General features: G+C 61.1%; 9 protein-coding genes. 6 read left to right on the forward strand and 3 right to left on the reverse strand.

Annotation, left to right across the window (positions count from 1 at the left end; translation table 11 throughout):
* Positions 1-159: 159 nt before the first annotated feature.
* The 5 genes from leuS to lon all read left to right on the forward strand — a co-directional run bounded on the left by leuS (position 160) and on the right by lon (position 7532).
* Positions 160-2679 (forward strand): leucine--tRNA ligase, encoded by a 2520-nt coding sequence (gene leuS, locus DESLA_RS0100730; protein WP_028570992.1) that lies wholly within the window; start codon positions 160-162, stop codon positions 2677-2679.
* Between the two features lie 68 nt (positions 2680-2747).
* A complete protein-coding gene (locus DESLA_RS0100735) occupies positions 2748-3731 on the forward strand; it encodes a DNA polymerase III subunit delta (protein ID WP_156932818.1) in 984 nt (327 codons plus the stop codon).
* Between the two features lie 249 nt (positions 3732-3980).
* The gene (radC, locus tag DESLA_RS0100740) at positions 3981-4652 is read left to right on the forward strand and encodes a RadC family protein (RefSeq protein ID WP_028570994.1); all 672 of its coding nucleotides are present in this window, start codon (positions 3981-3983) and stop codon (positions 4650-4652) included.
* A 22-nt stretch (positions 4653-4674) separates the two neighbouring features.
* Positions 4675-4956, forward strand: coding sequence for an acylphosphatase (locus tag DESLA_RS0100745; protein ID WP_028570995.1), 282 nt, complete (start codon positions 4675-4677; stop codon positions 4954-4956).
* A gap of 119 nt (positions 4957-5075) precedes the next feature.
* Complete coding sequence (lon, locus tag DESLA_RS0100755) at positions 5076-7532, forward strand: endopeptidase La (RefSeq protein WP_028570996.1); 2457 nt, start codon at positions 5076-5078, stop codon at positions 7530-7532.
* Between the two features lie 96 nt (positions 7533-7628).
* On the opposite strand, the gene DESLA_RS0100760 is transcribed toward lon, so the two are convergent.
* Complete coding sequence (locus DESLA_RS0100760; protein ID WP_028570997.1) at positions 7629-8741, reverse strand: two-component system sensor histidine kinase NtrB; 1113 nt, start codon at positions 8739-8741, stop codon at positions 7629-7631.
* A gap of 393 nt (positions 8742-9134) precedes the next feature.
* Between DESLA_RS0100760 and DESLA_RS0100765 the strand changes: the two genes are divergently transcribed.
* Positions 9135-10145 (forward strand): alpha-hydroxy-acid oxidizing protein, encoded by a 1011-nt coding sequence (locus DESLA_RS0100765; RefSeq protein WP_028570998.1) that lies wholly within the window; start codon positions 9135-9137, stop codon positions 10143-10145.
* A 140-nt stretch (positions 10146-10285) separates the two neighbouring features.
* Here the strand turns inward: DESLA_RS0100765 and DESLA_RS0100770 are convergent, their stop codons facing one another.
* Together DESLA_RS0100770 and DESLA_RS0100775 are read right to left on the reverse strand one after the other, a co-directional pair.
* Entirely contained in the window at positions 10286-10777 is a 492-nt protein-coding gene (locus tag DESLA_RS0100770; RefSeq protein ID WP_028570999.1) for a chemotaxis protein CheW, read from the reverse strand.
* Between the two features lie 105 nt (positions 10778-10882).
* Positions 10883-12934, reverse strand: a complete 2052-nt coding sequence (locus DESLA_RS0100775) for a methyl-accepting chemotaxis protein (protein WP_028571000.1) — start codon at positions 12932-12934, stop codon at positions 10883-10885.
* Between the last annotated feature and the right edge of the window lie 44 nt (positions 12935-12978).

Genomic DNA, 12978 nt, shown 5'->3' on the forward strand with positions numbered 1-12978 from the left:
AATCGAAATCGGTATCGAAATCGATGATGAAAAAGTCACTCTAGTATATTTTGATCAAAGGCTTTTTTCGATTTCGATTTGAGATCCATAGATTTCTTACGCATTATTTCGAGAACTAAATTGCCCCGGGGGCGACGGGAGATGGATATGGACAAGGTGATGGAGCGGTATGATCCGCAAACGGTGGAAGTCAAATGGCAGCGCATCTGGGAGGACCAGGGCGCGTTTCATTCGGAACGCGACGCCTCTCGTCCCAAGTACTACGTGCTGGAGATGTTTCCCTATCCTTCGGGGCGGATTCATATTGGTCACGCCCGTGTGTATTCCATCGGCGACGCCGTGGCCCGTTTGAAGCGGATGCAGGGGTTCAACGTTCTGCACCCCATGGGTTGGGACGCCTTCGGTCTGCCCGCGGAGAACGCGGCCATCAAGCACGGAGTGCATCCGGCCAAGTGGACCATGGAGAACATCGACACCATGCGCGTCCAGCTGCAACGCATGGGCTATTCCCTGGACTGGCGGCGGGAGGTGACCACCTGCCTGCCGAATTACTATCGCTGGGAACAGCTTTTTTTTCTCAAGTTTCTGGAAAAAGGACTGGCTTACCGACACAAGGCGCCTCAGAACTGGTGCGACTCCTGTAACACGGTGCTGGCCAACGAGCAGGTGGAGGACGGCCTGTGCTGGCGCTGCGATACCCAGGTGGTCCAGAAGGAACTGACCCAGTGGTTCTTGCGGATTACGGATTATGCCGAGGAATTGCTGCGGGACCTGGACGAGTTGGAGGGCGGATGGCCGGAGCGCGTGGTGAGCATGCAGCGCAACTGGATCGGCAAGTCCATCGGCGCGGAGATCGTTTTTCCTCTTGAACAGCCCGCTTCGGACGGGACGGCCTCAGTCCGGGTGTTCACCACCCGGCAGGACACGGTGTTCGGAGCCACGTTCATGAGCCTGGCCGCGGAGCATCCGCTGGTGGAAGAGCTGATTGCCGGGACGCCGCAAGAAGCCGAGGTCCGCGCGTTTTGCGACCGGGTTCGGAGCATGGACAAGGTGGTCCGGGGGGCCGAGGATCTGGAAAAAGAGGGCGTGTTTACCGGTAGGTACTGCCTGAACCCTTTCACCGGGCAACGCATGCCCATCTGGGTGGCCAACTTCGTGCTCATGGGCTACGGCACCGGCGCGGTGATGGCCGTCCCGGCCCATGACCAGCGCGACTTCGAATTCGCTCGCAAGTACGGCCTGGAGGTTCTGCCGGTGATCCTGCCCCACGGGGAATCTTCTCTGGACGGCGCGACCATGGACGCGGCCCGGCCCGAGCCCGGGACGCTGATCAACTCCGGGGATTTTACCGGCCTGGACAACGAGCAGGCCAAGATCGCCATCGCCGATCATTTGGAACGCGATAAGATGGGCAAGCGGGCCGTGAACTACCGTCTGCGGGATTGGAACATCAGCCGTCAGCGCTATTGGGGCGCGCCTATTCCGGTGATGTACTGCGACGCCTGCGGCGTGGTTCCGGAACGGGAGGAAAATCTGCCCGTGGAATTGCCCCTGGACTTGCAGGTCCGCCCGGACGGACGTTCCCCGTTGCCCGACGCAACGGACTTCGTGAACACGGTCTGCCCGCAGTGCGGCGGTCCGGCCCGGCGGGAAACGGACACCATGGACACCTTTGTCGAGAGTTCCTGGTACTTTCTTCGCTACACCGCGCCCTGGGAACACGGCCAGGCATTTCGGGCCGAGGATCTGGACTACTGGTGCCCGGTGGACCAGTACATCGGTGGGGTGGAGCACGCCATCCTGCACCTGCTCTATGCCCGGTTCTGGGTCAAAGCCCTGCGCGACCTTGGCTATATCCGGATGGACGAGCCGTTCAAGGCGCTTTTGGCCCAGGGCATGGTGCTCAAGGACGGGGCCAAGATGAGCAAGAGCAAGGGCAACGTGGTTTCCCCGGATGAAATGACCGCGCGGTACGGCGCGGACGCGGTGCGTCTGTTTCTGCTCTTCGCCGCTCCGGCGGAACGCGATCTGGACTGGAGCGACTCCGGGATCGAGGGCGCCCAGCGGTTCACCCATCGGCTGTGGCGGCTGGTGATGGACTTGGAAGGGGACCTCCTGGCCGCAGTGCCCTGCTCGGCTACCGACGAGGACGTCCAAGCCGCGGGAGCGCCCGAGGCCGCGACCCTGCGCCGCAAGGAGCACGCCACCGTGGTCAAGGTGGCCGGTGACATCGCGGATCGGTTTCAGTTCAACACGGCCATCGCCGCGGTCATGGAACTGGTGAACACCCTGTACCAGACCAAGGACGTGCTGCGGAAAACAGAGCCGGGGCGGCGCGTGCTGTCCTCGGCCGTGGCTTCCACCCTGGCCGTGCTCTCGCCGGTCACGCCGCATTTGTGCGAGGAACTCTGGCAGCGTCTCGGGCACGCGGACCTGCTCTCCGGCCAAGCCTGGCCGACCCACGACCCCCAGGCCCTGGTCCGGGACGAAGTGATCATCGTGGTCCAGGTGGACGGCAAGGTCCGCTCCAAGCTCACCGTGCCCGCCGACGCCGCGGCCGAAGACGTCCAACCCCAAGCCCTGGCCAACGAGAACATTCAGAAACACCTGGCCGGTCGCGAAGTGGCCAAAATGGTCTTCGTCCCCGGCAAGCTGCTGAGCATCGTCACGAAGAAGTGATTGACGGCTCAGTTTTCGCGACTCTGTAGGCTCGTCAGAGCCTCCTGATCGTCTTGGTGACCCACGCCATGTCCCGCCCTCCATTTTTTTTCTGCGTCTGTCCGGACCCCTGGATGATCCAGCGGGAGATTCATGCCAGGGTTCAGGCCGCCGGGTGTGGGGAGTGGAGCCGGACGACGCATTGGGCTGACGAGCCGTTGGAATCGGGCTTCTGGACCACCCTGTCCATGCCCGGTCTGCTCAGCTTGCTGGGTCAGGGGCGGGTTTTGGTTTTGCGGCGGGCCAACGTCCTGACGGTCAAGGTCTGGTCCGATTTGGAGCCGCTTTTGCGTAAGGGCAAGCCGGACTTGTGGGTCTTTTTCTGCCTGGAAGGGGAGTGGAAGGGCAGGGAGTCGGCTGTGCCGGCAGTTCTGGCCAAGCAGCCCTATTTCAAGGCGGCCCGGAAAAGGCAATGGGTCTGGGAGTCGCCGGGCATGACGCCCCAGACCCTGCGCAACGAATTGAAGGCCTGGGCCAAGCGGCGCGGGGTCGGGTTCGCGCCGTCCGTGGAAGAGACCCTGGCCGGGTTGTTGCCGCTGGACGGGGCCCGGTTCGGCAACGAGCTGCAAAAACTGGAGCTGGCCCTGGGCGAGCGGCGGCGTGTGGAAGCCTCGGACCTGGGGCTGTTCGGCGAACCGACCTCCCTGGACAACTTCGCCTTTCTCCGGGGGATGCTTCAATCCTCGGCCAACCTGGACGTTTGGCAAACCGTGCTGCTGGACCGGGAAATCAGCAACTCTGGAATGCTGATGCCCGTGCTGGGGCTGCTGCAACGGGAGATGCGCATTCTCTGGCTGCTCAACGCCGGCGAGGACAGCGCCGTCAACCTGCCCCCCTACATCAAGGGCGAAAAGAAACGTTTGGCCGCACAGTTGGGCGAGCAAGGCATCGCCCGGGTCATCGACCTGGTCTTTCAAGCCGAATCCGATCTGAAATCCGGCCGCAAACAAGCCGACCAAATCCTAGAATACCTCGTCTCCAGCCTCTCCCAGCGCCCCGGCTCACACCCTTGAGTCGGACCCTCGATCCTTTTGCTCCGCCTCATAACCGCCTCCTTCACAAGCACGAGCACGGTGACGGTCAGATTCTATCCCGTTGGGAATTTCATCAATCAACCGTGAAGCCCGCCCCGAGTCCAGTTTGCTTTCTCGGGCTTTGCTGATACGAGACGGTTTGTTGTTGCTTTTTTTGCATTTATAGGGCGTTTTCCGGTTCAACGAGGCCTTTTTTGTTGCCACACCCTCCATTCATGCCTATATGCCATGGATAAACACTACATTGGACACCGAAAACGACTGAAAGATCGCCTTGCCAGGAGTTCCCAGGGCTTGGCGGACTATGAAGTCCTGGAGTTGCTGCTTGGTTACGCCTTGCCCCGGAGGGACACCAAGGAGCTGGCCAAGGCGTTGCTGGCCCGGTGCGGATCGCTGCGCGGACTGTTTCATGCCGCTCCAGAGGACTTGGCGGACGTTCAGGGGATGAGCCCCAGCGTGAACGTGTTGCTGAGCGTCTGGCGCGAGTTTTGGAGTCGGGTCCAGGAAGGCTTGATCCAGGACCGGGAAGTGTTCAGCCATCCCCGCATCGTGGCGGACTTCGCCATCGCCCGGCTTGGCCGGGAGCGGACCGAGCAGTTCTGGGTGGCCCTGGTGGACAACAAGAACCGGCTGGTTCACTGGCAACGGGTCAGCCAGGGTACCGTGGATCAGACTCCGGTCTATCCCCGGGAAATCCTGCGCTTGGTTCTGCAGCACCAGGCCAGTGGGCTGATCCTGGTTCACAATCATCCCGGCGGAGATCCGAAGCCTTCGGTCCAGGACCAGGAGTTGACCAAAAAGATGCAACGCGCGGCTCAGGAGATGGACATTCGCGTTTTAGACCATATAGTGGTCACGGACCACGACTATTTCAGCTTTCAAGCCCAGGGGCTGCTGTGAGCCGCTCGGCGAGGACGAACCGGTGAACATCTTGCATGCCCATGTACGTGGACGGGTCCAGGGGGTGTATTTTCGAGGCTGGACCCGGAGCCAAGCCCAGCGTTTGGAACTCAGCGGCTGGGTGCGCAATCTCCGGGACGGACGGGTGGAGGTTCTGGCCCGGGGCGATGAAGCGGCGTTGCGGGAGCTGGAGAAACTGCTCTGGCAAGGACCTTCCTTCAGCCGGGTGGACGACGTCGCGGTCTCGGCCGTCACGGAGGAAGAGCTAACCCCGGAGGGCTTTCATATCGCCCCGACGGTGTAACGAGCACGGCGGTCCGAAGATTGACTTGAAGATTGACGTGGTGATGGCCGTGGCTATGGCCGTGACGCTACGCTGGATTGATGTAACGATACGATTTTCATAAGGAGTATGTTGCGAATATGAGTACGAAAAACGAAAAACACCAATTGGACGTCGTCGGCGATTCCGAAGAGCAGGAAGCGCATGTGAAGCACGGGTCCGAAGTGGAGCCCGTTTCCGAATCCGAGGATCGAGACGGAGGCAGTGTGGGGCAGGAGATGCCCAAGCACGTTCCGCTATTGCCGGTGCGGGACGTGGTCGTTTTTAATTACATGATCCTGCCGCTGTTTGTGGGCCGGGAGCGATCCATCAACGCAGTGGACGCGGCCCTGAACAGCAACCGGCATATTTTGATTTCCACCCAGAAAGAGGAGAAGACCGACGACCCCGGGCCGGAGGAAGTTCACTCCGTGGGCACCCTGGCCACGATCATGCGCATGCTCAAGATGCCCGACGGTCGCTTGAAGGTGCTGGTTCAGGGCGTGACCCGGGCCCGGATCACCGGTTACGTGCAGAACGATCCGTTCCACATGGTGGAGATCGAGCCCATTGAGGAGGGTGAGGTCCGCGAGCCATCGCCGCAACTGGAGGCCATGGTCCGCACGGCCAGGGAGCAGAGCGAGAAGATTCTCTCCCTGCGCGGCATCGCCTCTCCGGACGTGTTGGCCGTGTTGAACAGCGTGGAGGAACCGGGCCGACTGGCGGACCTGATTGCCTCCAATCTGCGAATGAAGATCGAAGACGCCCAGGAAATCCTGGCCTGCGAGGACCCGGTTCAACGCCTGGCCCTGGTCAACAAGCAGTTGATCAAGGAGGCCGAGGTCGCGGAGATGCAGGCCAAGATCCAGAGCATGGCCAAGGAGGGCATGGACAAAGCCCAGCGGGAATTTTTCCTGCGCGAGCAGCTCAAGGCCATTCGCAAGGAGTTGGGCGACTCCGCGGAAGGGGAAGAGGATATTGAGGAACTGCGCACGGCCCTGAAAAAGGCCGGATTGCCCAAGGAGGTGCGCAAGGAGGCGGACAAGCAGCTCAAGCGGCTGGAGTCCATGCATCCGGAGTCCTCGGAAGCCACGGTGATCCGGACGTATCTGGACTGGCTCGTGGAATTGCCCTGGAAAAAGCTGTCCAAGGACCAGTTGATCATTCAAAAGGCCAAGACCGTCCTGGACGACGACCACTACGGCCTGGACAAGGTCAAGGACCGCATTTTGGAATACCTGAGCGTACGCAAGCTCAACCCGGACATGAAGGGGCCGATTTTGTGCTTTGTCGGCCCTCCCGGCGTGGGCAAGACCTCCCTGGGGCGATCCATCGCCAGTTCCCTGGGCCGTAAGTTCGTGCGGATGTCCCTGGGCGGCATTCGGGACGAGGCCGAAATCCGCGGCCACCGCCGGACCTACATCGGCTCCATGCCCGGACGGATCATCCAGAGCATCAAGCAGGCCGGGACCCGCAATCCGGTGATCATGCTGGACGAGGTGGACAAAGTGGGCACGGACTTTCGCGGCGACCCGTCATCGGCCTTGCTGGAAGTCCTGGACCCGGAGCAGAACTCCACCTTCAGCGACCACTACCTGAACGTACCGTTCGATTTGTCCAAGGTCATGTTCATCTGCACGGCCAACGTCCTGGACACCATCCCCTCGGCCCTGCTGGACCGGATGGAGGTGATCCGCATCCCCGGATACACCGAGGCCGAGAAGATCAAGATCGCCAGGCGCTACCTGCTTCCCAGGCAGATCAAGGAAAACGGCCTCAAACCCGAAGACGTGGTCATCTCCGACCAGATCCTCAGCAAGATGATCCGCGAATACACCCGGGAGGCCGGATTGCGGAACCTGGAGCGGGAGCTGGGCTCGGTCTGCCGCAAGCTGGCCCGCAAGGTGGCCGAGGGCGAATCCGGATCGTTCACGGTCACGGCCAGGATGCTGAACAAGCTCTTGGGAGTCGCCCGGTTTCTGGAGAATGAAAAGGACAAGGAACTCTATCCCGGCGTGGCCCTGGGCTTAGCCTGGACCCCGGTGGGCGGCGAGGTGCTGCACGTGGAGGTTTCCACCATGCCCGGAAAGGGCAAACTGATTCTGACCGGACAGCTGGGCGACGTGATGAAGGAAAGCGCCCAGGCCGCCCTGAGCATTGCCCGCAACCGGGCCGGAACCCTGGGATTGGAGCCGGATTTCGCTGAAAAGAACGACATCCATATCCATGTCCCGGCCGGGGCTACGCCCAAGGACGGCCCGTCCGCCGGCGTCACCCTGGTCACGGCCCTGTTCTCGGCCCTGACCAACACACCGGCCAGGAACGATCTGGCCATGACCGGAGAGATCACCCTGCGCGGGCGGGTGATGCCCGTGGGCGGGATCAAGGAAAAGATCCTCGCCGCCGTGGCCCACGGTCTGAAAGTCGTGCTGATTCCGGCTCAGAACAAGAAAGACCTGCAGGAAGTCCCCGCCGACCTGCTGCGCAAGATCAAGGTCCGGTACGTGGAGCACGTGGACGAAATCTGGCCCCTGGTCGTTTCGAAAGAGAAAACGTAGCCCGAAAAAACGGTGCTCCAAACATAAAAAAGGCCGCCTCTGGGCGGCCTTTTGACGTGGATGTTTGACCCCGCCGGACAATTTCGTCGACGGCAATCAATCCAGTTCGCTGGGTGATGCACGCTCCGCGAGGTTCTCGCGGCGGATCAGGCGTCGGCGTTCAAGGGGGAGGAACAGGTCGAAGCGCGTACCTTTATCAACGTTCGAGAAAACTTCAACCTTGCCTTGATGGCTGTCCACGATGCGCTTGAGAATGGCCAAGTCGATGCCGGCGCTGTGGGTTTTGGTGCTGAAAAAAGGTTGGAAGATCGAGGCGATATCCGCTTCCGGAATGCCGGGGCCGGTGTCCTGAACGCTGAACACGTACCACGGTTCACGGGTTGCTCCCGTAACCCGGATTTCTCCTCCGTCATGGAGCGCGTCCGCGGCGTTTTCCATGAGGATGGACAGGGTTCTGGAGATCAGGTTCTGGTCCATGAGCAGGTTAGCGGGTTCCACTTCGATCAGGCAGCGCACCCCGGAGGCCTCCAATTTTTCGGAAAAGATCGAGACGCCCATCTCCACCACCAGTTCCGCCGGCGCGGAAAAGAAGGCCGGTTTGGGCGGGTTGGTGAAGAAATCGATCTTGCGAACGATGTTTTCGATCTTCTTCAGGTTGTCCAGGATGCAGTGGTAGGAGGTGTCGTCTTCGTCCGTGGTCTTGCAGGAGGTATACATCTTGCGCAGATAGCCGCCGATGATCAGCAAGGGGTTGCGGATTTCATGGCCCACTCCGTTGGCCACCCGGAGCAGATCTTGGTAGCCGATCTCCTGAAGGAGCTTTTCCATTTGCTTTTCGTGGTCAATGTCCAGGATATGGGCCAGAAGCAGACGGCCCCGTGGATGCTCGTATCCACGCAAATGGAGCATGGCCATGAATCGGGTTCCGCTGCGGCGAAGCAGCATGGCCTGTTCGTCCACGGCCCCTTTTTCCTCGACCAGGTGCAACAGGTTCGGATACAGAATGTCCTGATCCTCGGGAGTGAAGAGCATGCTCAGCCGCTTGCCGGTCATGCTTTGCGCCCCGTGGCCGAACATGGTCTCCGTCCCGGGATTGGCGACGAGGATGACGCCGTCGGGTTCGCAGACGAATAGGGCCTGGGGCGAGGACGTCAGCAGGTCGCGCAGGAAGTGCGGACAGTCGATCCGGTCCGTGGGAAACCACGTCATGAAGCCTCCTGATGAGAAACAAGTCGAGAGAGGCATCCGCGAGATCCATCCCGTCCGGGATCAGTGGTGAGGATCAGATTGAGGGCGGATGCCGTATTGATCACACTAACAGGAAAACCGGCTGGTTCCAAGGGTGTTGCCCTGAAGAGACGATTGTTGCTATGTCATGAAACGGAGTATCTACTCAGCACATTTTGTGTCCGTTTTTGCTCCGGCAATCGGGGTCGGAATCGGTATCGGTATCGAAACAGGAAGAGTTGAGAACGCATCCCAGCTTTTTCGATCCCGATCCCGATTCCGATTCCGACCCCGGCAACAGAATTATTTTGTGCTGAGTAGTTACGAAACGGATTCGTAAAACCAAATCAAACTCATAATTGCAAGGAGGACGTCATGAAGGAAATACACGCGAAAGCGCGTGCGCTGATGAAGGGATACTGCCGGGTCTGTCCGGTGTGCGACGGCCGGGTGTGCGCGGGCGAGGTGCCGGGCATGGGCGGCCTGGGTACGGGATCGTCCTTTCAGGACAATATCCGGGCCCTGGCGGAAATTCATTTCAACATGCGTTGTCTGCACGACGTGGTCACGCCGGATTTGTCCGTTTCGCTGCTGGGCTTTGATTTGTCTCTGCCCGTCCTGGCCGCGCCCATCGGCGGGGTCTCCTTCAATATGGGCGGCGGGGTGCCGGAGGATGCGTATATCCTGGCCAAGCTGACGGCCTGCGTGGAGGCCGGGACCGTGGGTTGCACAGGCGACGGCGTGCCGGACTTCATCCATGAAAGCGGTTTTGCCGCGGTCAAGGCCCTGGACGGGAAAGGCATCCCGTTCATCAAGCCCTGGGAGGACCAGGAATTGTTCACCAAGCTGGACAAGGCCCTGGACGCCGGGGCCGAGGTGGTGGGGGTGGACGTGGACGCCGCCGGGTTGGTCACGCTGCGCAAGATGGGCCGACCCGTGGCCCCCAAGCCGGTGTCCGAACTGGCGGCGGTGATCCGGCGGACCAAGGCCAGGTTCGTGGTCAAGGGGGTGATGACGCCGGACGAGGCCAAGCTGTGCGTGGATGCCGGGGCCGCCGGAATCGTGGTCTCCAACCATGGCGGACGGGTCCTGGACGGAACGCCGGGCACGGCCAGGGTGCTGCGCGAAGTGGCCGACGCCGTTCGCGGCCAGATCGCCGTACTGGCCGACGGCGGAGTACGCTCCGGCGCGGATGTCCTGCGGATGCTGGCCCTGGGGGCGGATGCGGTGATGATCGGGCGGCCCTTTTCCGTGGCCGTGCTCGGCGGCGGCAAGGAAGGGGCGGCGCAATACCTGGAAAAAATCCGCCAGGAACTGACCCAGTGCATGGTCCTGACCGGCACGGCTTCGGTTCGCGCCGTGGATTCTCGGATTATCCGCCGATAGGTGTAGGGGCACGGCGCGCCCTGCCCCTACTGTGCCCGCCCTGCATGCTGAAGGGCCCGTTCACCAAAACAAAACAGCCGGGATTCCCAGATGTCGTTTGGGAATTCCGCCTGTTTTTATGCTTTTATAGCGGATGCTCGTCAGGCAGCTTCTTCCATGTCCTTGACGATGGCCAGTTCATCGGCGGAGAAAATTTTGTCGATGTTCAAAATGATGATGAATTGTTCTCCGTTCTTGCCCATGCCCTCGATGAATTCGGTCTTGATCCGCGTGCCCAGGCGCGGGGCCGGTTCGATCTGATCCGGCTCCAGGTTGAACACCTCCTGGACCGAGTCGGCCAGGGCTCCCAGGATGGTCGATTCACCATCCACGTCCACTTCCACGATGATGATGCAGGTATTCACGGTCTGTTCGGTCTTGGTCATCCCGAACTTCAGCCGCATGTCCACCACGGGCACGGCCCGTCCCCGAACATTAATCACCCCCCGCAAAAAAACCGGCGTGCGCGGCACCCGGGTGATGTCCGTATACTCCAACACCTCCCGGACCTTGGCAATGTCCATGGCGTAGAGTTCCTTGTCCAGGGTGAAGGTCAGATATTGGTTCAGCGTGGCGCTCTGTTTTTCGGTCATGCTGGGTTCCTCCGAAGAGATGGGAACGGGGTTCAGCAATTCACCGGTTCAGCGGCTTGCATGAGGCAACCATGAACCGTTGAACCGTGAACCCCGAACCACGATCTAAAACTTTTCAAACTCGTCGTCATCCTTGCCCATGTCCAGGGCGAAACCCTGGCCTTTGGGCGCCTGCTTGCCCGCCGGAATGGGCGCGGCGGCTCTGGCTCCGCCGCCGAGCAGATTGCCCGCGGGCTTACGGGGGTGGGGGACGCGTCGCATGGAGCCGGACTCGCTGTTCATTTTAAAGAAGGCCATGGTGGCTTGGAGTTCCTCGGCCTGGCTGGAGAGTTCCTCGGCGGTGGAGGCCATCTCCTCGGCCGCCGATGCGTTCTGTTGGATGACCTGGTCCAGTTGTTGAATGGCCTTGTTGATCTGTTCCACGCCGATGCTCTGTTCCCGGCTGGCCGCGTTGATCTCTTGGATTAGTTCCGCGGTGCGCTGGATGTCCGGGACGATCTTGACCAGCATTTCCCCGGCCTGCTCAGCCACCTGCACGCTGGACCTGGACAGTTCGCTGATCTCCGTGGCAGCGGAGCCGCTGCGTTCGGCCAGCTTGCGCACTTCGGCGGCCACTACCGCGAAGCCCTTGCCCGCGTCTCCGGCCCGGGCCGCTTCGATGGCCGCGTTCAGGGCCAGCAAATTGGTCTGTCGGGCGATTTCCTCAATGATGGAAATTTTCTCCGCGATTTGCTTCATGGCCGTCACGGTCTGAGACACGGCCTGCCCGCCTTCCTGGGCGTCCTTGGCCGCCTGCAAGGCGATCTTCTCGGTCTGCGCCGCGTTGTCCGCGTTCTGCTTGATGTTCGCGGTCATCTCTTCCATGCTGGAAGAGACTTCTTCCACCGAGGCCGCTTGTTCCGTGGCGCCCTGGGACATTTGTTCCGCTGAAGCGGAAAGTTGCTCGCTGCCCGAAGCCACGTTCTCCGAGGCCGACTTGACCCCGCCCACGATTTCCCGGAGCTTGGTCTGCATATCCTGCATGGCCTTGCCCAGCACGCCGATTTCGTCCTTCTGGTCCACGTCCAGGCGGGCATCCAGGTCGCCCTCGGACAGGTCCTCGGAGAAGCGCACGCCCTGGCTGACCGGGCCGGTGACGGCCCTGGTCAGGATGATACCCAGAGCCATGGCCAGGATCACGCCGATGACGACCCCGGCGATGGCCACGGTCTGGGCCATCGCGGCGTCGGCTTCGGCTTCGGCAACGGCTGTATCCGTATAACGCTGGTTCAACTCAAGATTTTGGTCGAGCAATCTGATTGCTTCGACCTGGCGCTCGCGGACTTCAACCATGGCGGTTTGGGTCATATTGTTGAACATGGCCTCAGCTTCCTGGGCCACGGCCAGCAGTTCTTCGAACCGGGCAAAGGTTTCGTTGGCCATCGGGATGGTTTCACGTGCCAAAATTTGGTTTGCCGCTGCGGTGTCGCCGGTGTTCACCAGTCGCTTGATGTTGGCGATGGAAGTGTGAAACGGGTTGTGCGAGGCAGGCATCCGGCGAAGGATTTCCTGCAAGCGCGGGTTCTCAGTGCGGAAGGTGGAGAGCCAGCGTCCGAAGTTGCAGCCTGTGGGATCCTCGCCGCCCTCAAAAGTCTGGTCGCGGGTGATCAAGGCATAAACCTGACCGACCAATGCGTGATGGTCTCCGCGAAACTGCTGCAGGTTCGCACGCAGGACTGCGGGATCGTTGATGCCGGTACGTTGCAGTTCGCGGCCCATCTCAATGAACTGGTCGTTTACAGCCCGCCAGGCGTCCAGGGCCGTAATCGTCTGCCGCCACAGGGCGGCTCCGTCGGCCGTGGCCGGCATCGCCTCGAATTCCTCGCGCAGTTTGGCGATGGCCGCGCGTTGGCGGGTCAGGTTGTCGAATTGGCGTTGCGTATCCTCCTGGCTCAGGCCCGGGATGAGCAGGGTGCGCTGGGCCACGCGCAGGGATTCGTATTCCTTTTCAATGTTCTGCAGGGCCTGAATGCTCGGCAGGCGAACAGCTCCGACCTCTTCGATGTGCCCGGTCAGGTTGCGGGCTTCCCACCACCCGAACGCCCCCACGATGAAGACGATCAACGCTACGACGGCAAACCCACCGATGAGCTTCACACCAAGACGAATGTTTTTCATAGCCCTTCTCCTCACTTGCGATTGGCGACCTAAAGTTGCTGCCC

It is taken from the genome of Desulfonatronum lacustre DSM 10312 (assembly GCF_000519265.1).
In the GTDB taxonomy this organism is placed as follows: Bacteria; Desulfobacterota; Desulfovibrionia; order Desulfovibrionales; family Desulfonatronaceae; genus Desulfonatronum; species Desulfonatronum lacustre.